Source organism: Terriglobales bacterium, from assembly GCA_035651995.1.
Taxonomy (GTDB): Bacteria; Acidobacteriota; Terriglobia; order Terriglobales; family Acidobacteriaceae; genus DASRER01.
Genome location: DASRER010000047.1, coordinates 24888 through 47066 on the forward strand (window position 1 = coordinate 24888; position 22179 = coordinate 47066).

The 22179-nt window shown below is 64.2% G+C and carries 20 protein-coding genes; 9 read left to right on the plus strand and 11 right to left on the minus strand.

The features are described from left to right. The first annotated feature begins 1 nt into the window (after position 1). A complete protein-coding gene (locus VFA60_15890; GenBank protein ID HZQ93274.1) occupies positions 2–772 on the plus strand; it encodes a thiazole synthase in 771 nt (256 codons plus the stop codon). Positions 773–1080: 308 nt separating this feature from the next. Here VFA60_15890 and VFA60_15895 read toward each other — a convergent pair whose 3' ends face one another. The 3 genes from VFA60_15895 to VFA60_15905 form a co-directional block, all read right to left on the minus strand. Further along, positions 1081–1422: a hypothetical protein gene (locus VFA60_15895; protein HZQ93275.1), complete on the minus strand. Its 342-nt coding sequence runs from the start codon at positions 1420–1422 to the stop codon at positions 1081–1083. Positions 1423–1615: 193 nt separating this feature from the next. Further along, positions 1616–1984: a septum formation initiator family protein gene (locus tag VFA60_15900; GenBank protein ID HZQ93276.1), complete on the minus strand. Its 369-nt coding sequence runs from the start codon at positions 1982–1984 to the stop codon at positions 1616–1618. 48 nt (positions 1985–2032) lie between these two features. Beyond that, entirely contained in the window at positions 2033–3457 is a 1425-nt protein-coding gene (locus VFA60_15905; GenBank protein HZQ93277.1) for a phosphoglucomutase/phosphomannomutase family protein, read from the minus strand. A 48-nt stretch (positions 3458–3505) separates the two neighbouring features. On the opposite strand from VFA60_15905, the gene cutA reads away from it, so the two are divergent. Continuing rightward, positions 3506–3823 carry a divalent-cation tolerance protein CutA gene (cutA, locus tag VFA60_15910; protein HZQ93278.1) on the plus strand — a complete coding sequence of 106 codons (318 nt, stop codon included), beginning with the start codon at positions 3506–3508 and terminating at the stop codon, positions 3821–3823. Between the two features lie 153 nt (positions 3824–3976). Here cutA and VFA60_15915 read toward each other — a convergent pair whose 3' ends face one another. From VFA60_15915 to cysK, 3 genes are all read right to left on the minus strand, one after another. Continuing rightward, entirely contained in the window at positions 3977–4777 is an 801-nt protein-coding gene (locus VFA60_15915) for a class I SAM-dependent methyltransferase (GenBank protein HZQ93279.1), read from the minus strand. A 95-nt stretch (positions 4778–4872) separates the two neighbouring features. Continuing rightward, the gene (locus VFA60_15920) at positions 4873–6030 is read right to left on the minus strand and encodes a PLP-dependent aspartate aminotransferase family protein (protein HZQ93280.1); all 1158 of its coding nucleotides are present in this window, start codon (positions 6028–6030) and stop codon (positions 4873–4875) included. Beyond that, positions 6027–6971 carry a cysteine synthase A gene (cysK, locus tag VFA60_15925; GenBank protein HZQ93281.1) on the minus strand — a complete coding sequence of 315 codons (945 nt, stop codon included), beginning with the start codon at positions 6969–6971 and terminating at the stop codon, positions 6027–6029. The genes VFA60_15920 and cysK overlap by 4 nt, the downstream gene beginning before the upstream one ends. A gap of 305 nt (positions 6972–7276) precedes the next feature. On the opposite strand from cysK, the gene VFA60_15930 reads away from it, so the two are divergent. Next, positions 7277–8833 (plus strand): glycosyltransferase family 39 protein, encoded by a 1557-nt coding sequence (locus VFA60_15930; GenBank protein ID HZQ93282.1) that lies wholly within the window; start codon positions 7277–7279, stop codon positions 8831–8833. A gap of 78 nt (positions 8834–8911) precedes the next feature. On the opposite strand, the gene VFA60_15935 is transcribed toward VFA60_15930, so the two are convergent. Next, positions 8912–9925, minus strand: a complete 1014-nt coding sequence (locus VFA60_15935; protein ID HZQ93283.1) for a VWA domain-containing protein — start codon at positions 9923–9925, stop codon at positions 8912–8914. Positions 9926–9953: 28 nt separating this feature from the next. Further along, on the minus strand, positions 9954–10946 hold the full coding sequence (locus VFA60_15940; GenBank protein ID HZQ93284.1) for a VWA domain-containing protein: 993 nt from the start codon (positions 10944–10946) through the stop codon (positions 9954–9956). A 418-nt stretch (positions 10947–11364) separates the two neighbouring features. Between VFA60_15940 and VFA60_15945 the strand changes: the two genes are divergently transcribed. The 4 genes from VFA60_15945 to rph all read left to right on the plus strand — a co-directional run bounded on the left by VFA60_15945 (position 11365) and on the right by rph (position 16059). After that, positions 11365–12705, plus strand: a complete 1341-nt coding sequence (locus VFA60_15945; protein ID HZQ93285.1) for a DUF1015 domain-containing protein — start codon at positions 11365–11367, stop codon at positions 12703–12705. Between the two features lie 46 nt (positions 12706–12751). Next, positions 12752–14242: an N-acetylmuramoyl-L-alanine amidase gene (locus VFA60_15950; GenBank protein ID HZQ93286.1), complete on the plus strand. Its 1491-nt coding sequence runs from the start codon at positions 12752–12754 to the stop codon at positions 14240–14242. Further along, positions 14239–14811 carry a GerMN domain-containing protein gene (locus VFA60_15955; protein HZQ93287.1) on the plus strand — a complete coding sequence of 191 codons (573 nt, stop codon included), beginning with the start codon at positions 14239–14241 and terminating at the stop codon, positions 14809–14811. The genes VFA60_15950 and VFA60_15955 overlap by 4 nt, the downstream gene beginning before the upstream one ends. Before the next feature lie 510 nt (positions 14812–15321). Then, a complete protein-coding gene (gene rph, locus VFA60_15960; protein ID HZQ93288.1) occupies positions 15322–16059 on the plus strand; it encodes a ribonuclease PH in 738 nt (245 codons plus the stop codon). 7 nt (positions 16060–16066) lie between these two features. Here rph and VFA60_15965 read toward each other — a convergent pair whose 3' ends face one another. Further along, on the minus strand, positions 16067–16252 hold the full coding sequence (locus tag VFA60_15965; GenBank protein HZQ93289.1) for a twin-arginine translocase TatA/TatE family subunit: 186 nt from the start codon (positions 16250–16252) through the stop codon (positions 16067–16069). 172 nt (positions 16253–16424) lie between these two features. Between VFA60_15965 and VFA60_15970 the strand changes: the two genes are divergently transcribed. Further along, positions 16425–17456: a tagatose 1,6-diphosphate aldolase gene (locus VFA60_15970; GenBank protein HZQ93290.1), complete on the plus strand. Its 1032-nt coding sequence runs from the start codon at positions 16425–16427 to the stop codon at positions 17454–17456. A 124-nt stretch (positions 17457–17580) separates the two neighbouring features. After that, a complete protein-coding gene (locus VFA60_15975) occupies positions 17581–18948 on the plus strand; it encodes an amidohydrolase family protein (GenBank protein ID HZQ93291.1) in 1368 nt (455 codons plus the stop codon). A 492-nt stretch (positions 18949–19440) separates the two neighbouring features. Here the strand turns inward: VFA60_15975 and guaA are convergent, their stop codons facing one another. After that, entirely contained in the window at positions 19441–21048 is a 1608-nt protein-coding gene (guaA, locus tag VFA60_15980) for a glutamine-hydrolyzing GMP synthase (GenBank protein ID HZQ93292.1), read from the minus strand. 150 nt (positions 21049–21198) lie between these two features. Beyond that, entirely contained in the window at positions 21199–22158 is a 960-nt protein-coding gene (locus VFA60_15985) for a hypothetical protein (GenBank protein ID HZQ93293.1), read from the minus strand. Positions 22159–22179 lie beyond the last annotated feature (21 nt).

The following is a 22179-nucleotide window of genomic DNA, read 5'->3' on the forward strand; positions in this document are numbered from 1 at the left end:
AATGGACACCCTCGTCATCGCCGGCCGCGAGTTCCGTTCCCGTCTCATCGTGGGCACCGGGAAGTACCGCTCCGGGCAGGAGACCGCGCGCGCCATTGAGGCCTCCGGCGCCGAGATGATCACCGTCGCCGTGCGCCGCGTGAACCTCGACCGCTCCAAGGAATCGCTGCTCGACTTCATCGATCCGGAAAAATATTTTCTTCTTCCCAACACCGCCGGCTGCTACACCGCCGACGACGCCGTTCGCACCGCGCGCCTCGGCCGCGAGGTCGGCCTCTCCGACTGGGTGAAGATCGAAGTCATCGGCGACGAGCGCACGCTCTACCCCGACGTGCAGGCCACGATTGAGGCGACACGCGTCCTCGTGAAAGACGGCTTCACCGTTCTGCCCTATACATCCGACGACATCGTCGTCGCCAAGCGCCTGCTCGATGCCGGCGCCTCGGCCATCATGCCGCTCGGCGCACCCATCGGCAGCGGCATGGGCATTCAGAACGAAGCCAATCTGCGGATCCTGCGCGAGATGATTACCACCGTGCCGCTCATCGTCGATGCCGGCGTGGGCACTGCCTCCGACGCAGCCATCGCCATGGAACTCGGCGCCGACGCCGTCCTCATGAACTCCGGTATCGCCCACGCGCAAGATCCCGTGCTGATGGCCGAAGCCATGAAGCACGCCGTCATCGCCGGCCGCGCGTCGCATCTCGCCGGCCGCATGCAGAAAAAGCTCTACGCGACAGCCAGCTCGCCGCTCGAAGGCGTCGTGAAGTAACGCCCGTTCGCGTGGTCCTGAACGAAAACGAACATCTCCTCGAGTCATCCTGGCGACGCGAAAACAGCCGCGCGCAGCCGGCTGGTTTCGCGGAGTCGGAGGACCCCGCAACCGCCGGAACTACCGGACTGTCTCATGGTCTTTCGGACACGCTCGATTTTCTTTGCTCCCCCCATTGTTCGCGGCGCGTTCTGCGCACCGCTCACGCGGGCACCTTTTTGGCAAAGCGAAATGCAAAAAGGCAAAAGGAGAGTCAGCGCAACTCGACCCCTTTTGCCTTTTCACTTTTTACTGTTGCCTTTGGGTTGTTACTTCCCCGCTTCCACCATGCTCACGCTCTCGATGTGCAGCGACTTGTCGCCGGCGTGGCCCTTCACGTTGACGTGGTGGCCTTCATGGCCCTTCACGGCATCCTGGTTGTCAATCGCCCACACCGAATGGTCCTTGTCGTTCACGAACACGGCCTTCTCGCCGCCATCGATGCACTTCTTCGAGCAGGCTTCCTTGCCGGGAGCCGCGCCGTTGGCGCCGCACTTCGCGTCCGTAATGTAGCCGGTGTACGAAGCGGCCTTCATGCCCTTATCGCCGGCAAACGCGAACGCCGATGCGATCAGACACACAGCAAATAGAATCACGACCAGTTTCTTCATTGCGCTACTTTCTCCTGATGTCGCGGCTGGGCCGCGGCGTTCAGCGGCACTCGCCGCAGGGTTCAACCTTAGTACTCGCCCCGCCGGATTGCAAGCACCGCGTCGTTGAATCTGTTCCACGCCCGGGAACAAGGGCCCGGACAGACAACCTGGGTACGCAATGCCGCTCAAACTGGATTTGTGGGATTTCGCGTTAACGCTTCTGCGCGGTCGCCGGCTGCTGCGGAGGCTGTGCCGGCGCCGGCATCACGTACACCACTTCGCCGGGGCGGGTATAGCGCAACTGCTCTCGTGCTTCTTTTTCAATGGTTTTGGGATCGGTCTTTAAAGCTTTGATTTGCCCTGCCAGCCTCTCGTTCTCGGTTTGCAGCTCCCGGATTTCCTTGTCGAGCGACCGGAACTCGGCCCGCTTGTGCTGGTACACCACCATGCCGTTCGCCCCGAAGATGACGTGCGACGCCAGCATCACCGCCAGCAGCGCGATACCGCCCGCAGCCAGCCGCCGCCGCGAGATGTACAGCCAGTTCATCGCGACGTGCAACTTTTCGAGCACCTGCTCCATGCGCTTCCTTCGTGTTCCTTTGTGTCCTTGGTGTTTAAGTTCTTGCTTTCAGTTCATGACCCAAGCCCGTGCCGCGGCGCTGAGCTTCTCCAGGTCGTCGGTGCTGCGCGCCTCTGAGTAGACCCGCACCACCGGTTCTGTCCCCGACAGCCGGTAGCACACCCACGATCCGTCTTCGAACACCAGCTTCAGCCCGTCGGTGCGCACCACTTGCGCTACTTTGCGCCCGCCCAGCTCGCGCGGATCGCTCTGCAACTTGCTAGTGAACTTCCGTTGCACCTCGGGGGTCAAGCGGAAGTTCTCGCGAAGCGGGTAAAAGGAACCAACTTTGGCAAATATCGCGCGCAATTGCTCCATCAGCGGCTTGCCCGTCACCGCTCGCATTTCGCAGCACAGCAGCCCCGCCAACACGCCATCCTTTTCCGGGACGTGATGCCGGATCGACAGCCCGGCGCTCTCCTCCCCGCCAATTACGATGCGGTCTTGTTTGATCAGCTCCCCGATGTACTTGAAGCCCACCGGCGTCTCGTGCAGCTCCACCTTGTTATGTGCCGCCAGCGCATTGATCAGGTTCGTCGTCGCCACCGACTTCCCCACGCCGTTGCGCCATCCGCGCGACGTGACCAGGTAGTCGAACAGCAGCGCGATCACGTAGTTCGGCTGCACGAAAGTTCCGTCCGCGTCCACGATGCCGAAGCGGTCCGCATCGCCGTCGGTCGCGATCCCTATCGCCGCGCCCGTCGCTCGCATGCGCGCGCGGCATTCTTCCAGCAGCTCGTCGTCCGGCTCGGGCGCGTGCCCGCCGAAGAGCACGTCGCGGGTATCGTGCACCGTCTCAACCTGCACTCCCGCCGCGCGCAGCACCTCGTCGGTGTAGCCCCGCGCCGCTCCCCACATCGGATCGAACACCACACGCACCCCGGCGCGCTGCACCGCTCTCAGGTCCACGATCTCGGCCAGCCGCGCCAGGTAGTCGGTCTTCACATCAAGCGCCTGCGACTTCGTCGTCGCGGCGCCCAGCGTTGCATCGCCATCCTTGACCGCGGCGATCTCGGCCTCAATCTTCTTGGTGACTTCGGGCAGCGCCGGTGCTCCGTCTGGCGTGGAGAACTTGATCCCGTTGTACTCCGGCGGATTATGCGAGGCGGTGAAGTTGATCGCGCCGTCGGTCTTATGCCGGATCACCGCGTACGAAATCGCCGGCGTCGGCGCGGCGTCAGCCACCACCAGCGGCGAGATACCGTACCCCGCCAGCACTCCCGCCGCCATGTCCACGAAGGTCTCGCCGTGGAACCGCGGGTCCCGGCCCACGATCACGCGCGCTCCCTGCGGCTTCTGCTGGACCACGTAGCGCGCAATACCGTGCACCGCCCGCCGCACGTTGGCGAAGGTGAACTCGTCGGCCAGAATCGCCCGCCACCCCGACGTCCCAAATCTGATCACGTCGCCGTCGCCCCCCCGCCCCTCACCCATTGCGTTCACACTCCGTGGGTGTAGGATGCTGCGTCCAAACTAACCATCATGACAGAAAAACGGATTGTACTGACCACCATCGGTTCCAAAGAAGCCGCTCAGAAAATGGCGCAGGCGCTGGTCACCCGCCACCTCGCCGCGTGCGTCAACATCGTCGGCCCGGTCGAATCGGTCTACTGGTGGAAGGGGAAGGTCGAATCCGCCGGCGAGTACGTCCTGCTCATCAAGACAATGGCCGACTCGCTCGACAACCTCTACAAAGCCGTGCGCGAGCTACACACGTACGAGCTGGCGGAATTTGCGGTGCTAACCGTGGAATCGGGCAGCCGCGAGTACCTGCAGTGGATCGAAGGTTGCGTCCGCTGAACGGGAACAACGCTCGACGTTGTAGCGACGCCCGCGCCCTCGCCCGCGAGCACTCCAAACCGGACCCTGTGGACGCGGGCAATCCCGCCCGCGAGCAACCGGTACAGGGCCGCGGGCGAACACTACTCCAAACTCGAAACTGGAAACTCGAAACTAGCTTTTTTTCGCTGCCCGCATATTCAGCCGCCAGTAATCCAGCGTGAAAGGCGGCGAATCCTTCGTTGCCAAATCCGCCAGCCGGTCCAGGAACTCCTCGCGCAGCGCCTCATCGGGCACATACAGCAGGTGATGCCGCATCGTCACCGCCGCCAGGAACTTCTTGTATGTTTCCCGGTCGGGCAGCGTTGTGGGCGCCTCCACCAGGTCCGTCTTGATCTGCACAAATCCCGCGCGCTCAAGCCGCTCCGCCGTTTTTTCCGCGCTCGCGTATTCCCAGGGCTCGCTCCAGTTGGCAAACAGACCCGCGAAGCTGGGCGTCCGCATGATGCGCCGCCCGCGCTGGCGCAGCCGCTTCAGGTTCAGCCCGCCGCCGCACTGCGCCACCAGCCACCCGCCCGGACGCAGTGCCGCAAACAGACCGCGAAACAACTTGTCGTGATCGCCAATCCAGTGGAAGACGGCGGTGCTGAAGATTCCTTCCACCGCCTCGTTCAAATCGAGCGCAAGCAGATCGCGCTCGAAAACGTGGACGCGCTCGCCGAAGCGCGGCTCCAGCAACGCCCGCGCCTGCTCCACCATATTGCGCGAAAGGTCCACCGCCAGCACGCGCCCGCGAGGCAGCCGCTCCAGCAACTCCGCGGTCACTCGTCCGGCGCCGCAGCCCGCGTCGAGCACGGTCTCGTCGCCGCGCAGGTGTAGAGTATCGAGCACCTGCACGCCCCAGCGAAACTGCGGATCGCTCAGCTGCCGGTACGCGTTCGCGTCCCACTCGCTTGGTTTGGGAGTCGTGCTCATGGACTTTCGAAAGGATGGAAAACTAGGGCCGCTTCACACGGCAACTTCGAAGCCCTTTTTGTGTGACTTCGTGTCCTTCGTGTGAAATGGTTCTTCTAAATCGCCGCCAGCGCCTGGTCCAGATCGGCAATGATATCTTCGGCGTCCTCGATCCCCACCGAAATCCGCACCATGCCGTCGGTAATCCCGATCGCGCGCCGTCCCTTTTCGCCGATCGCGGCGTGCGTCATCGTCGCCGGATGCGAAATCAGGGTCTCCACGCCGCCCAGCGACTCGCCCAGCGAGCACACACGCACTTTTCGCAGCATGCGCTGCGCGTTCTTCAGCGAGCCCGTCTCGAACGTGATCATCGAGCCGAAGCCCGTCATCTGCCGCTTCGCCAGCTCGTGTTGCGGATGCTTCGGCAGCCCGGGGTAGAACACTGCCTTCACTTTCCGGTGCGTGTTCAGGAACTCAGCCACGGCGCGCCCGTTCTCATCGTGCTGCGCCATGCGGACGGCCAGGGTCTTCACGCCGCGCAGCACCAGCCAGCACTCGAACGGCGAAAGAATCGCGCCGACTGATTTCTGAATGAACGCGAACTGCTCCGCCTGGTCCTTGCGCGTGCAGACCACGACACCACCCAGCCCGTCGCTGTGTCCGTTCAGGAACTTCGTGGTCGAGTGGATCACCATGTCGGCGCCCAGCGCGATCGGCTGCTGGAAATACGGCGACATGAACGTGTTGTCCACCACCAGCTCCACGCCACGCCGCCGGCAGATACGCGCGATCGCCGCAATGTCGCTGATCGCCATCAGCGGGTTGGTCGGCGTTTCCACGTAACAGATCTTGGTGTTGCGTCTGATGGCGCGCTCCACGTTGCGCGCGTCGGCCGTGTCCACGTAGCTGAACTCCAGCCCGTAGTTCGCAAGGATCTGGTTGAACAGCCGCGGCACGCCGCCGTAAACGTTGTGCGAACAGATCAGGTGGTCGCCCGCCTTCATCAGCGTGCACATCGCGCTGATCGCCGCCATGCCGGAAGCGAACACCGGCGCCGCGATCCCGCCCTCCAGCGCCGCCAGGTTCTGCTCCAGCCGGGTGCGCGTCGGGTTCGACACGCGCGAGTACTCGTAGCCTTTGTTCTTGCCGATTGCTTCCTGAACGTAGGTTGACGTGGGATAAATCGGCACCACCACCGCACCGGTCGCCGGTTCCGGCTCCTGGCCGTGATGAATCGCTGTCGTCGCGAATCCGGGTTTTGGTTGCTTGCTCACTTGCCGTCGAAAATTCCTTTCGACATGTATCGCTCCGCCGCGTCCGGAATCACCGTGACCACGCGTTTGCCCGCCCCCAGCCGTTTTGCCACCTGCACCGCCGCGTACGCATTCGCGCCCGCGCTCGATCCGGAGAGAATGCCCTCTTTGCGGGCCAGCTCCAGCACCATCGCGAAGGCTTCCGGATCGTTCACTTTGATGATCTCGTCTGTCAGCTCGCCGTTATATGTTTTCGGGATGAAGCTGACGCCGATGCCCTCCACGCGGTGCGGTCCCTGCGGCCCGCCGCCCAGAATCGATCCCTGCGTCTCCACGGCAACACACAAGCACCCCGGCAGCCGCTCCTTCATATAGCGCGACACGCCGGTAAACGTCCCGCCCGTCCCGACGCCAATCACCACGGCGTCAACGCGCCCGTTCATCTGCTCGAAGATCTCTGCGGCTGTGGTTTCGTAGTGGTATTCAGGATTGGATTGGTTCTCAAACTGCGACGCCATGAAGGAATTCGGCGTCGAAGCGGCCAGCCCTTTGGCGCGTCGGATCGCGCCCTGCATGCCCTCGGCCTCCGGAGTGCGCAGCACCTCGGCGCCGAGGGCACGCATGACCATGGCTTTTTCTTCCGAGAAGCCTTCCGGCACGAACACCACCACGCGATAGCCCTTGTTCACGCCGATCAGCGCCAGGCCGATGCCGGTGTTCCCTGCGGTCGCTTCAATGATCGTCCCGCCCGGCGCCAGCGTCCCATCGCGCTCCGCCCGCCGGATCATCCCGATCGCCGCGCGGTCCTTCACGCTGCCGCCCGGATTCATGTACTCCAGCTTGGCGAAGATGTCGGCGCCGCCCTCCGGCGACAGCCGCCGCAGGTGCAGCATGGGCGTCGTGCCGACCAACTCGGTGATGCTCTCCGCAACCCGCGGCGCAGTGGCTTCGCTGGTTTTCATCAGGCGAAATCACAGGTTAACGGCACGTGTGAGCACGCGTCAAACATCTCATCTAAGTTCCGAACAGAGTCGTCTCGAACCCAAACACCAAAACCGAGTCATCCTGAGCGGAGCCCCCGCGATTGAGCGCAAGCGGAGTCGAAGGACCCCAACACAGCGCGGACTACACTGGAGACCACGGTGACCCGCCGGATTCGATTCGCCCGGTGACGACACAGCTGGGTGTCCCGCTCAAGCCTTCTTTTGGCTTGAGTGGGTTAACTTCCTCCTTGCAACCCATCCCCAACCCACCCGACACTTGCCCCATGTCCGCCGCGCCGCGGCCAGCGCCCGAGCTCGCTCCGCCTCCGCCGATGTGGAAGCGCGTCGGCTACGCCGTCACCATGCTCGCGGCGTACAGCTATGTACTCGGACACGCCGTCTGGCTCCGCGCCCGCGACCTGGGCGGACGCAGCCTCTGGTTCGACGAATCCGTCAGCGCCGCGATGGCGCGGCTCTCCTGGCACGACTTCATCCAGGCCCTTTGGAACCGCGAAGCCAACATGGCGCTCTACTACCTGCTGTTTCGCCCCTGGACCCAGCTCTTCGGCGACAGCGAGGTCACCCTGCGCCTTTTCTCGGTCGTCGCCGGCCTCGCCACAATCCTCGTACTGTTTTGGCTGGGCCGCCGCCTGTTCGGCACTGCCGCTGGCGTCTGCGCCGCGATCCTGCTTACCGTAAGCCAATTCCACGTCTACTACTCGCGCGAATCCCGCGGATACGCACTTGCCGCGCTGCTAGTAACACTTGCAACCCTGCAATTCGTGCGCGCCGTGCAGCAATCCAGCGGACACAGGCTGCGCGAGTGGCTGCTCTACGCCGCGCTCTCCGTCGCTGCGATCTACACACACGTTTTCGCCGCGCTGGTCATCGTCGCCCACTTCGCATCCTTGTCTTGGCTTTCCGGTGCTCGCAGACGAATGCGCGAATTCGCCCGCACCGCCTTTTGGATCATTCTCGGATGCATCCCGCTCGCGCTGGCCGTACAGCACATCGGCAACGCGCCGGTTCGCTGGATCGCACCCACATCCTGGAGCGCCGTGCGCGAATTCCTCTTCCTGCTCTCAGGCAACGGCGGCTGGTTGCTCCTCGCTGAGACAGTCGGCGTCGCCGTCATCGGCGGCGTGACCGGCATCCAGTTGCGGCAGGCATTCGGTGAAGAAGGCGCGCCGCGCTGGCATTACATGCTGCTGATGAACTCGGTGGTTGTGCCGCTGGCGATCGCGCTGCTGGCATCCATCTTTCAGCCCGTGTTTCTGCCGCGCTACCTGCTGATCTGCTTGCCGGCGTTCGTCCTGCTCATCGGCACAGGCATCTCGCGATTCGAGGTGCCGCAAGCCTTCCTCTTCGCGCTCGCCCTGCAATGGAGTCTTGCCACGCCGCTCGCCCCCACTCGCGTCGAAGAGCGTCAGGACTGGCGCAGCGCCGCCGCTTTCGTCGTCCGGCACGCGCAGCCCGGCGACGCCGCCGTCTTCTATCCCACGCCCGGACGCGCCGGCTTCGAGTACTACCGCGCCCGCATGCGCGGGAACGACGCGCTCCCGCGCGTCGTCTTCCCGGCCCACGGCGATCAACTCAGCTATCGCGATCTGCTCGTCACACCGCTCGCCGAAGAATTCGCGCAAGCCCCGCGCGACTACCGCCGCCTATGGATCATCCTGGCCGACCTGCCGTCCGGACCCGACCTCGGCGGCCGCGCAGTCGAAACGTGGTTCAGCCGCGGCTGCCAAGCCGGCGACACGCGCGCCTTCCCCGGAATTCACGTCGTACTGAAAAACTGTTCCATGTCGACAACCGCGGGAAAGGAAAAAGGCAAGAGCTAAAAAGGCAAAAGAAAAACCGGGGCCAGCGTCAGCTCCGGAGTTCCTTTTGCCTTCTTGCTCTTTCCTTTTGCCTTCGTCTTATTGGTTCGACGCTCTCTCCTGGCCCGCAAAGTAGCCGTTGATGGTGCGCACCTGCAGGCTCTTGTACCCGGGCGCGCGCGCCGCCACTTTGATCGTCCGGTAGCCATATCCCGCGTTCGGGTCCTTCTTGAACCCGATCGTGTACTGATTGCGGATGTCGCGCGCCACCGCCTGGCTGATCGCCTCCACCTCGCTCGCGTCTTTCGGGAAGAACGCGATTCCGCCGGTCTGCTCGGAAAGCGCCTGCAGCGCCCGCCGTGCGCGCTTGTTGTGTTCGCTCAGGATCCCGATCGCGTAAACCGTCGGCCCGCCTTCGTCGGACAGCCGCCGCACCGCCTGCTCCAGCGACTCGCGGCTCACGTTGTCTTCGCCGTCGGTCACCACCAGCAGCACGCGCTTGTCCAGCTGCGCGCTTTTCTTCAAGTGGTCAGCCGACGCGATCACCGCATCGTACAGCGCCGTCCCTCCGCGCGATTCGATGTGCTCCAGCGCTTCCTTCAGCTTGGCGACATCGCTGGTGTAGTCCTGGTCGAGCCAGTATTCGTCGTTGAAGTTCACCACGAACACCTGGTCCTGCGGGTTCGACGCCCGCACCAGGTTCAGCGACGCCGAGTTCACCGCCGGCCGCTTGTCGCGCATCGAGCCGGAATTGTCGATGATGATCCCCAGCGCCACCGGAATGTCTTCATGCCGGAACGACGTGATCTGCGCCGGCTTGCCGTCTTCGAATACCTGGAAGGCACTGCGGTTCAGGTTCGTCACCAGGCGCCCGCGCTCGTCCACCACGGTCGCATGCAGGATGACCTCTTCCACCTGCTTCTTGAAGACGAAAACGCCTGCCTGGTTCTGTGTCGGCTCCTCGCCCTGCTGCTGACCTTGCTGAGCGCCGGGCTGGGCCGGTTGCGTGCCCTGGTCAGGAGCCTGCTGCGTTTGCGCCGGTGGATATTGCGGACTTGCCTGAGCCGCGCCCGAGGGTGGAGGGCCGGCCTGCGCGTGGGCCCAAATTGCCATGCCCAGCAGCCACAGGAAGGGGAAACGACTAATCCGTGGGTGCATAGTATCCCGTTTTCGCGTACACATGCAGCGGCGGCAGGCCCTTAGGCGGATTGAGCTTCACCTTGATTTTCCGCCACTTGCCGTCGCGCGCTGCATTGGTTGGACGGTATCCGAGCACATATTGGTTGCGCAGCTCGATACCTATCTTTGTCGCCACGTCGGCCAGTTCGTTGGCGTTGTCGATGGTGAAGGTGCGCCCGCCGGTCACGTCGCTGATTTCTCCCAACAGAAATGGGCCGGAACGCTCCTCGGGAGTACGTGGATCGCGATCGAAGATGCCGATCGCATAAATCTGCACGTCGGCTTCCTTGACCATGTTCTTGATTTCACCTTCCGTGTAGCGGCTGCGATTGTCGCCGCCGTCGGAGATGATCAGCAGCGCCTTCTTCTGGTGCTGCGCGTCTTTCATTTTCGCCACGCCCATGTAGATGGCGTCCAGCAGCGCCGTCCGCCCCTTGGGCAGCGTGTACACCAGCTTGCCCTGTATGTCCTCGATGGACTTGGTGAAGTCCGCCAGCAGGTCCGGCTTATCGGAGAACGTGATCATGAAGAACTCGTCCTGCGGATTCGCCGTCTTGAAGAACTCCACCACCGCCTCGCGGGCCTTCTGCATCTTGTCGCTCATGCTCCCGCTGACGTCGAAAATCACCCCCAGCGAGATGGGTGCGTCCTCACTGGAGAAGTGGCGGATCTCCTGCGTGCGGTCGCCCTCCATCACCGTGAAATTGTCCTTTTCCAGCCCCGTCACCAGCCGGTTCATCGGATCGGTAATCGTCACGCTCACCAGCACCAGGTCCACATCTTTAATGATCGGCTTGGTGTGCGTCTTGAGCGATGGATCGATGTCCCCGCCGGGCTGCGGCTGCGGCGGCGCCACCGCCGCCGGTTTCGGCTGCCGCGGCTGGACGTGAACGTTCGAATCGGCGCCCTCCTGCGCGCAGGCAAATGTCGCCACGCATAAGAACGCGACGGCCATCAGGACTTGCCCGAACCGGGGAACGCTCACACCTGTGCTGGAGACTGCCGGGGAAAGACAGCGGGGGCGAGACGACCCGCGCCCGTCACCAACCATGCGGGCCATAAATGCCTTCGTGGATCAAGATGTTATCACCCCGGTCAGCCGGAGGGAAGCGCGTCGCAACCCGGGTCCCTGACGATCTTGCACGGGGCGCGTGCATCGTAGGATGTCAAACTTCCACCCCGTGGTTTCCCGCGTCGCTACGCCGCCATCCAGCCTGCCATTCCTCTCACTTGGACTCGCCGCGCTGGCAAATGTTACAGCCGGGCGCCCACGGTTCATTCAACCGCGCGACGCCCGTTTTATTCCCGCCTCGCGCCTCGTCCCGGCTTCGCTCCAGGTCCTTGGCCAGTTGCTAGAATGTTTTCACTTCACCATGGCCAGCATTTTTCCCTTTCGCGCGCTGCGCTACGATCCTGAGCGCGTGCGCCTTGGCGACGTCCTCACCCAGCCCTACGACAAGATCACGCCGGCCATGCAGGAGCGTTATTACCAGGCCAGCCCCTACAACCTGGTGCGCATTGAGCTTGGCCGCGCCCTCGATTCCGATAACGATCACGAGAACGTCTACACCCGCGCCGCTGCCAGTCTGGCTCAATTTCGCGGCGACGGCGTGCTTGCCCAGGACCCTCGGCCGGCCATGTACGCCTGCTCGCAGACCTTCGTGGTGCCCACCGGCCCCAACGCCGGGCACAAGCAGGAGCGCCGCGGCTTCATCGCGCTCGCCCAGCTCGAGGACTACGATCGCGGCGTCGTATTCCGCCACGAGCAGACGCTCACCGCACCCAAAACCGATCGCCTCAATCTGCTCCGCGCCACCCGCTCGCAGCAGGGACAGCTCTTCATGGTCTACAGCGACCCGCGCCGCGAAGTGGAAGCCCTGCTGTTTGCCCGCGCCGACGCGGGCTTCCCGCCCGACGCCGAAGTTCGCGACGAGTACGGCGTTGAGCATCGTCTGTGGCGAGTGGATGACGCAGGCGTCATCGCCCGGGCGCAGCAACTCATGGCCGACAAAAAACTGATCATCGCCGACGGCCACCATCGCTACGAGACCGCGCTCACCTATCGCAACGAGCGCCGCGAAGCTTACACCGCGGCTGCCGGGGCCCCGCCGACGTCAATCGCGTCGGCGCCCTTCGAGCGCGTCATGATGACTTTCGTCAACATGGACGCGCCCGGCCTCGTCATCCTGCCCACCCATCGGCTCGTCTTAGGACTGAAGAATTTCTCCGAGCAGGACCTGCTCTCCAAAGCCAGCCCGTATTTTTCCGCCGAGGGGGTCGGCAGCATGGAAGTCGGCGCGTTACTGGCGAAGCTGGCGCAGGCCGGCGCCGAAGACACAGCCATTGCCGCCGCCACCGTGCGCGGTTCCTGGATTCTGCGCGCCAAGCCCGGCGCCGCCGACGCGCTGCTCGCCGGCCTCTCGCCCCGCCAGCGCGCGCTCGACGTAGTGCAGCTGCATCGGATCCTGCTCGAGCACGTGCTCGGCCTCTCGCCGGACGACATTCGCGAGCAGCGATATCTCCGCTACGTGCGCGACGCCTCCGAAGCCGCCGCCGACGCGCGCTGCTGCAAGGGCAACGTCGCCTTCCTCATCAATCCCGTGCGCATCGAGCAGATGCGCGATCTCGCGTTCGCCGGCGAAGTCCTGCCGCAAAAGTCGACCGATTTCTATCCCAAACTGCTCAGCGGCTTGGCGATCTATGCTCTCGAGTAAGACGAGTCGCGAAGGCGCCCCACGTTCGCGCCGCGCTTTTTGCGGCGTGAACGCGGGGATTTCCCTGCTCCTTGCTCTCGGCCTCTTCGCCGCTCTCGCCTTCCAGCAGCCCGAAGGCGCCAAGCGTCTTACCGTCTACGCCACCCAGACCGGTTACACGGTCACGCTGCTGGAAGCCAACGGCCAGCCCTACGTTGACGTTGGCGAGCTGCTGCAATCGCTCGGCGACATGCGCGTCGAGGACAACGGCAACAAATGGAAAGCGCGCTTCAACGGCCAGGAGATGCGCTTCGAAAACGGCAAAGAGCGCGCCAAGCTGCGCAAGCAGGACCTCGACATGCTCGGGCCGTTTCTTGTCCACGAAGGACGCGGTCTCGTCCCGCTCGCTTCCCTGCCGCTGCTGCTCAACATCATGCTGGGCCAGCGGGTGCAGATGCACGAGGGCGCCCGCCGCATCTTCATCGGCGACGTGGTCACCCACTACAGCGCCGAACTCGCCAAGCCCGGCCCCGGGCTAATTCTGAACTTTTCCTCGCCCGTGAATCCGGTCATCACCAGCGAGCCCGGACGCGTACGGCTGCACTTCGCCCGCGAACCTGTTGTCGCCGCCGCCGAAAAGCTCAGCTTCGACGACAAAACCATCACTTCCGCAACCTTCAGCGAGAGCAACGGCAGCGCCGACATCACGATCGTCAGCACGGCGCCGCTCATCGCCAGCTTCGCCGGCGGCGGCAAGAGCATCTCGCTGGCGCCCGCGCCGGTCGCGGCCGCGCCGCCTCCTCCGGAACCGGCCACACCATCAGCTGCGCAGCCCGCGGCTTCCGCACCCGCCGCACCGGCGCCTGCTGCTCCGGCGCCGGCGCCCGCGACATCAGCCCGCGGACGCTACCTGATCGTCATCGACCCCGCGCACGGCGGCGACGAGCGCGGCGCCGCGCTTACCGACAAGCTCGCGGAAAAAGACGTCACCCTCGCCTTCGCCCGCCGGCTTCGCACCGAGCTTGCCAACCGCAACGTCGCGGCCAGCCTGCTGCGCGACGCCGACGGCACGCTCACCACCGACCAGCGCGCCGACGCGACCAACACCTCGCGAGCGATGCTCTACATCGCCATTCACGCCGCGTCCGGCGGCACCGGCGTGCGCGTCTATTCGCCGCTGCTTCCCGCCGACAACAACGATCCAGCCGCCGCTCCGGGAATGGTTCCCTGGCAACGCGCGCAGGCGCCGTTTGCGGAAAGCAGCGCCAACTGGGCCGCCGCGCTCGCCGCCGCCTTGCAGCAGAAGCAGGTTCCGTCCAGGGCAATGGCAGCCGCGCTGCGCCCCATGAACAGCATCACCACCGCCGCCATCGCTGTCGAACTTTCGCCGCCCGCCGGCAAAACGGTTGATCCGCAGTCGCTCACCGGCGCCGCCTTCCAGCAAAACATGGCGTCTGCACTTGCCGCCGCGCTCGTCGACGCCCGCAGGAAAATGGACGCCGCCGGACCGCAGGCCGTGCTTCGCGTGCAGCGCTCCCTCGCCGGAGGCCGCCAGTGATCCCGCGCTCGCTCCAGATCGCCGCCGGACTTCTGCTCGTCGCCGTTTTCGGCATGGGCTTTTACGTGCTTCGCACCAAGCGCCGCGCCGAGATGCTCGAAGCCCGCACCGACCAGCGTCCGGTTGCGCCGCCGGTCTCCGGCCCCGTCGGACGCGCCGTCCTGTTCGTCGCGCACGACGACACCGCAACTCTCGAACGCCGCGAACTCCAGATCGCGCTGCCCACCGAGCCCGCCGAGCGCGCCCGCGAGGCGCTGCGCGCCGTGCTCGCCATCTACCAGGAGCGCCCGTCGCCGCACGCCATTGGCGCCGGCGCCGATGTTCGCGCCGTGTACCTGGTAAAGCGCAACATGGCGGTCGTGGACACCACGCCCGACTTCGCCAACCACCATCCCTCCGGCGTGCTGGCCGAATCACTCACCATCGCGTCGCTGGCGGAGACGCTCGCCGCCAACACGCCCGGCATCACCCAGGTGAAATTCCTGGTGGACGGCCGCGAGCGCGAAACCCTCGCCGGCCACGCCGACCTTAGCGGCTTCTACGACGTGTCTGCGATGGGGCAGCAGTAGCAGGGCGCCTTACGTTCCGCGCCGCCCCTTTTTGCGGCGCTAACCTGGGCGCCGATGGCATCGGCACGTCTTGCGGGCGACGACCTGGCGTCCGAGTTTGGCATGACGCGTGCGCCACCCCCGGTGCGCCGAAAACTCTGGTCTTTGGCGCACAACAACTTGCCGGGAATTGGACGCCAGGTCTTTGAGTTCTCGGCACTTGCAGGCAAAATATTGAAAACGCACGACAATGTCTCAAAGCTATAGTTTGTTTTCGGCGACCATCAGCAAATATACGGTTTACCCGTGGAAGCGCAAGCGTAGAGATACGTCAGAGTGCAGTATTCAGCAGTCAGCACTCAGCCTTTTTCGCGGTTGCCGAACCGGCACGGGCGCAACGCGTAACCGATTTGCAATTGGCATTCCGGCAATTTCACAGTTTGGCAAAGCAGGCCAGAAGCCGAATGCTGAGTGCTGAGTGCCCCAACGCGACTGTGAACTGTGAACGGTAAACTGTAGACTCATCCCTTCATGATCTACCGCTCCGACAATCGCGCCTCCGACCAGATGCGTCCGGTCAGCATCCAGCCTGACTTCATCTCGACCGCCGAGGGCTCGGCGCTGATCGAGATCGGCAACACGCGCGTGATCTGCACGGCCAGCGTTGAGGAAACCGTGCCCACGTTCCTGCGCAACAGCGGCAAGGGCTGGATCACCTGCGAGTACGGCATGCTGCCCCGCGCCACGCTCACCCGCACGGCGCGCGAGGCGGCCAAGGGACGCCAGGGCGGGCGCACGTTCGAGATCCAGCGCCTCATCGGCCGCGCCCTGCGCGCGGTGGTTGACCTGAACCGCCTCGGCGAGCGCACGCTGTGGATTGACTGTGACGTGATCCAGGCCGATGGCGGCACGCGCACGGCGTCCATCACCGGCGCCTTTGTCGCGCTCGGCCTGGCGCTGCAAAAACTGGTGGAAACCGGCACGCTCAGCGCCGCGCCCATCCGCGACTTTGTCGCCGCGATCAGCGTGGGCATTGTGGACGGCGAGATCATGCTCGACCTCGCCTACGAGGAAGACTCCCGCGCCGAGGTGGACATGAACGTGGTCGCCACCGGCAGCCGCAAGCTGGTGGAGGTGCAGGCGACTGCCGAGCAGCGTCCTTTCGACGAGGCACAGCTGAAAAAGATGATGGACCTGGCACACCGCGGCATCGAATCGCTCATCGCCAAGCAGCAGGCGCTGCTCAGCGGGCTGATGCTGCGGCAATGAAGGCTGCTTACTTCACTTGGCCGGAATCGTTGTTCGCCGGCGGCTGGTTGGCGTCCTGCATTCCTTTTCGAAATACGCGAATGCCGTCTCCCAGGCCTTTGCCCAGTTCGGGCAGCTTTTTGGGGCCGAAAACCAGAAGGGCGATGAACAGAATGACCAGCAGGTGCGGGGGTTGGAAAAGGCCTTCGAACATGGAATATCGCCGCATGAAGTAGGGTTAGGTTACCGGGGCCCATTCCAGTAAACCGTGTCGACGGAATTATTTCCGCGCGATCCGCGCCTTAACCGCAACCAGCCTTCGGATATACAATCGGCTGTTTGCTAACGCCAGGCGGCCGCTCAGGCGGCCTTCGCAGGGGGAAACGATGAAGCTCAGCGCCGGAAAAATTGCGGGCATGAAGGCGGTCTCCGACGACCGCGGCGTGATCGCCGCCGCCGCCATGGACCAGCGCGGGTCGCTGAAGAAGGCCCTCGCCAAGGAAAAAGGCGGCGACGTCACCCGCGAGATGATGGAAGAGTTCAAGATCGCTGTCACCGAGGTGCTCACCGCCTACGCGTCGGCCATCCTGCTCGATCCCGAGTGGGGCCTGCCCGCCGCGCGCAAGCGCGCCAAGAGCGCCGGGCTGCTGCTCGCCTACGAGCAATCGGGCTACGACAACACGCGGCCCGGCCGCATCCCCGACCTGCTGCCCGACTACTCCGTCCGACGCATCAAGGAAGCCGGCGCCGACTGCGTGAAAGTTCTCCTCTACTACACGCCTTTCGATAAGAAAGAAATCAACGAAGAGAAGCACGCGTTCGTCGAGCGCATCGGCGATGAGTGCCGATCGAACGACATCCCCTTCTTCCTCGAATTCGTCGGCTACGACGCCTCGGGCGCCGACGAAAAGGGCGTGGAATTCGCCAGGCGCAAGCCCGAAATAGTAACGGCCAGCATGGCCGAGTTCACCCAGGACCGTTATGGAGTGGACGTAATGAAGGTCGAGATCCCGGTGAACATGAAGTTCGTCGAGGGCGCGAAGGCCTTCGCCGGAACCAGGGCGTACTCGAAGGCCGACGCGAAGAAGCTCTTCCAGGAAGCCGCTTCGGTCGCCACCAAGCCGTTTATTTATCTCTCGGCGGGCGTGAGCAACGCCGAGTTCACCGAGTCGCTGGAGCTGGCGGCCGAGTCGACCGTGAAGTTCGCCGGCGTGCTCTGCGGGCGCGCCACGTGGAAAGACGGCATTCCGGTTTACGCCAAGCAGGGCCTCGACGCGTTCCGCAACTGGCTGCAGAGCGAAGGCGTAAAGAACATCAACAACGTGAACGAGCGCCTGAAGGCCGCCACACCGTGGTACGAGTTCTACGGCGCCAAGTCGCCGCAAGCGTTGGAAATGCACGCGCCCGTCGGAGCGTAAAACCGATCTCACCGCTGAGATAGATCGCTGAGCTTTTGGCCCTTTACTCTGCGTTCTCTGCGCGCTCGGCGGTAAATGAGTTTTCTGTTATCGTTCCCGGTCCAACCCTTTCCAAGGAGCCCTCATGCGCCGTTTGAAAGCGCTGTTGTGTGCGGTTGTTGCCCTCACGATCGCCGCGCCTGGACAGACCTCCAAATCGGCGACGGCAGCGCCCGCGCCCAAAGTCACCGCGCTCGTCGGCGGCACGCTGATTGACGCTACCGGACAGCCGCCCATCCGCAACAGCGTGGTGCTGATCGAAGGCGAGCGCATCAAGGCCGTGGGGCAAGCCGGCTCGCTCGCCGTCCCCGCCGGCGCCGAAGTAATCTCCACCGAAGGCATGAGCGTGCTGCCCGGACTGTGGGACATGCACGTCCACCTCATGATCGACGGCCACGCCGATTACGACCACTGGGACAAGGCGTACATGAACCAGTTCGAGTCGGTGATCATGCCGGCCTCGGCGAAGCAACTGCTCATGGCCGGCGTGACCAGCGCGCGTGACCTCGGCGCGCCGCTGGAGATGTCGATTCGCGTGCGCGACGCGGTGAACTCCGGCAAGATTCCCGGGCCAACGCTCTACGTTTCCGGGCCATTCATCCAGCACGAGCCGTATCCCAACACCGAAGCCTATCGCTGGGGCGTGACCAGTCCCGACGACGCGCGCGCCAAGGTCCGCAAGATCGCCGACGCCGGCGTGAATGTGGTCAAGATGATTGACCAGGACTGGATGACGCCGGAAGAAGTCGCTGCCGTGGTGGACGAAGCGCACAAACACAAGCTGATGGTCGTCGCGCATGCGCACCGGCCCGACGAAATCCGCCGCGGACTGGCGGCCGGCGTGGACGACTTTGAGCACACGGGCCTGGCAACCGCGCCCGAATATCCGCCCGACATTATCGCGGCCATCCGCGAGCGCACCGCCAAGATGGCGCTCGGCCCGCTCTGGTGGACGCCCACCATCGAAGGCCTGATGAACTACGAGTACCTGCGCGACCATCCCGAACCGCTCGACAACCCGGGCTGGCACGATGGCCTGCCGCAGAACATCGTGGACGATATCAAACAGTCGCTGGCGCACCCGGAGCGCATCTCGTACTTCCAGATCACGCCTGCGCGGCGTCCCACGCTGGCGCGCAAGTTCCAGCAGCTGCGCGAGTCGGGCGTGGTGCTGCTCATCGGCACCGACAGCGGCATCCCCATGAACTTCCACTCGCAGTCCACCTGGAACGAACTCGACGTGTGGACGCGCGTGCTAGGCGTGCCGCCCATGGAAGCCATCCGCGCGGCGACCTACTGGCCGTCAGTCGCGATGAAGGTGGACAAGGACGTGGGCACGATCGTCGAGGGCAAGTACGCCGACATCATCGCGGTGCGCGGCGACGTGCTGCGGTACATGGATTTGTTGCAGCGGGTGGACGTGGTGATCAAGCACGGCCGGAGATACAAGTAAAAGACGTTCACCGCAGAGACCGCAGAGCACGCAGAAAAGTGCAGGCCCGAGCTCTTCATGCAGTAGCGACGGGCGCCCTCGCCCGTCGGCACGCTGTCACGACACCTGGAGGCAAACCACGGACCGTGTGGACGCGGGCGACCTCGCCCGCGTTTTTTCATGCTAATCGCGAACGCACGAGATCAGCAGGTATATCCCAAAGCCGATGCAGACCACGCCAATGGCTGTGATCGTAAAGAATGCGGTCGTTGAACCAAGCCATGTATACGACGAAAGGCCGCTGGAAGAGTGGAACCGAATTGCCTGCGCTATGCCGAACGACAATACGATTCCACCTAGAGCCCCCAACAGCTCGCGGGGTCCTTTGATCAGCGCATGGCCGGGCTGCATGGAGCGCAACAAGAATCCCATGGCACGAATGCGCTGATCAGGCGTCAGCGCTCCCTGCCTTTCTCGGATACTCTTCTCTCACTCTTCGCGCGATTCCACGCCTCACTCCCACTCAATCGTGCCCGGCGGCTTCGATGTAACGTCGTACACCACGCGGTTGATGCCTTTCACCTCGTTCACCAGCCGGTTGGAGATCGTCTTCAGCACCTCGTGCGGGAGCGGCGCCCAGTCGGCGGTCATGCCGTCTTCCGAGTGCACGGCGCGGATGGCGCAGGTGTAGGCGTAGGTGCGCATGTCGCCCATCACGCCCACGCTCATCACCGGCAGCAGCACGGCGAATGATTGCCAGAGTTTGGTGTAGAGCCCGGCGCGCTTGATTTCGCTCACGACGATGTCGTCGCACTCCTGCAGCAGCGCCACGCGCTCGGGCGTGACTTCGCCCACGATGCGGACAGCGAGTCCGGGTCCGGGGAACGGCTGCCGCTGAAGAATTTCCTCTGGCATGCCGAGGTCGCGGCCGATGCGGCGGACTTCGTCTTTGAACAGGTCTTTGAGCGGCTCGATGAGCTTGAGCTTCATCTCTTCCGGCAGACCGCCGACGTTGTGGTGCGACTTGATGGTCTGCGACGGCCCGCGCACCGAGCGCGACTCGATCACATCGGGGTAGAGCGTGCCCTGCACGAGGAAGTTGATTTTCGTAGCAACCGACGCGGCTGCGCGCCGGCCAGCTTGCGTGGCGCGGACGCCCTCGTCCGCGTTCTCAGTTACCAGCCGCTCCACCTCGTCCTCGAACACCGCGATGAATTCGTTCCCGATGATCTTGCGCTTCTGCTCGGGATCGGTGACGCCTTTGAGTTTGCCGAGAAAGCGAGCGCTGGCGTCCACCGCAACCAGGTTCAAGCCCAGCTTGTCGCGCAGGTTCTGCCGGACCTTGCTGAACTCGTCCTTGCGCAGCACGCCGTTGTTCACGAAGACGCACGTGAGCCGGCCGCCGATGGCGCGATGCACCAGCGTCGCCGCAACAGCCGAGTCCACGCCGCCGGAGAGCGCGCAGATGGCGTGGCCGTCGCCTACCTGTTTGCGAACGGCTTCGACGGTTTCGTCGATGAAGCGCGCCGGCGTCCAGTCTGGCCTGGCGCCGCAGATGTCGAAGATGAAGTTGCGCAGCACCTGCGTGCCGAGCGGAGTGTGGTGCACTTCAGGATGGAACTGCACCGCCCAGAGCTTGCGGCCCGCGTCTTCGATGGCGGCAATCGCATTCGACGAACTCGCCACCAGTTCGAAGCCCGGCGGAAGCTGCTCGGCCTTGTCGCCGTGCGACATCCACACGCTCAGGCTCGGCGGCAGTTTCGCGAACAGTCGCGACCCTGTTTTCGAAACCCGCACCTGCGCATGTCCGTACTCGCGCTTCGATCCCGGGACGACTTTGCCGCCCAGGTGATGCGTCATGAACTGCAAGCCGTAGCAGATGCCGAGCACCGGTTTTTCCAGGTTGAATACGCCCGTGTCGGCGGGTGGCGCGTCGGCGTCGTAAACGGAGCTCGGTCCGCCGGACAGGATGATGCCGGCCGGGTGGTAGCTCTGGATTTCATCGAGCGAGGCCGTGCAGGGCAGCACGACCGAGAACACGTTCTGCTCGCGGATGCGGCGCGCGATCAGCTGCGTGTATTGCGAGCCGAAGTCGAGAACGACGATCGAGTGGGGTTCCACGCTCGAGTGTACCCTAACTGCAGGTTTCCTGTTTCACGTTTCCAGCTTCCGGGCGATGTACTTTGTGCCCTTCGTGTAGCCTCCGTGCCCTTCGTGTGAACGTTCTTGACTTTCGACCCCGGAGCTACCAGCCGCAGTAAAACCGATACTTCAACTCTCGCGTGGAACTGCCTCCGGTAAAGCCTCGGATGCCGCGGGACTTGGCGCCTCCACCGGCGCAATTGGCGCAACCTCCGGCGCCGCATCGCGACGCGCGATCTCGATGTATGCGGCCAGGCGAGCCACGTAGAGCCAATCGGCCACGACGAAGTAAGCCAGCGAGATCACCACCAGCAGCGCGATCTGGACGGCAGCGGACATCCATGGCGCTTCGGCGACGGCGACCGACACCATGAACACGGCGACCAGCGCCACCGCGCGCAGAAGCCCGAAGATGAAGCCGACGGAGCTGAGTGTCGCCATGCGGCGGCGCGAGAGCCGCACGGCGCCGGCGAAGGCAGCCATGGCGCCGCTGCCGTCGAGCGCCGCGCACACCGGCGCCACCGACAGATACCAGTTCAGCGTGCTCCAGGCGACGACCACCAGCGCGAGCAGTGGAACGAACACGACAAAGAAGATGCTGGGATCGAGCGTCTCGCCGCGGCCTGCGACGGTCGAGGCAACGAATGCCGATCCGAAGTACGCCAGCAGGGCGGCCAGCGCGAGCGCAGCGCGAAGGAAATTGAGCCCGGCAATCGGCCGCGCCTTGACGTTCGCGTCTGGCGCTAGCGATTTCAGCGTGAGGGCGCGGCCAACCGTTGCGGCCACAGTCCAGAGGGCAGCGATTGACGGCAGCAACAAGGCGAGGATGCGGAGCAGTCGCGCCCCCGATCCGGCCAGGATGTGCGACAACGCGTCGGCCATCAGGATCGGCTGGCGGCTGCGCAGCATGAGCCGGTCGGTGTCGCTCACCATGAGCGTGTCGAGCCAGGCGAGCGCGCCCATGGTGAGCAATACCAGCGCAGCGGCGCCGAACGTCCAGCGCCACGCGATCTCGGTGGCGATCACGCGCGGCTCGCGCGCCACCGCCGTGAAGCCGGCGCGCGCGGGAGATGTCTCATTTCCCGCCATTCAGCGGTAGCATACAGAGAA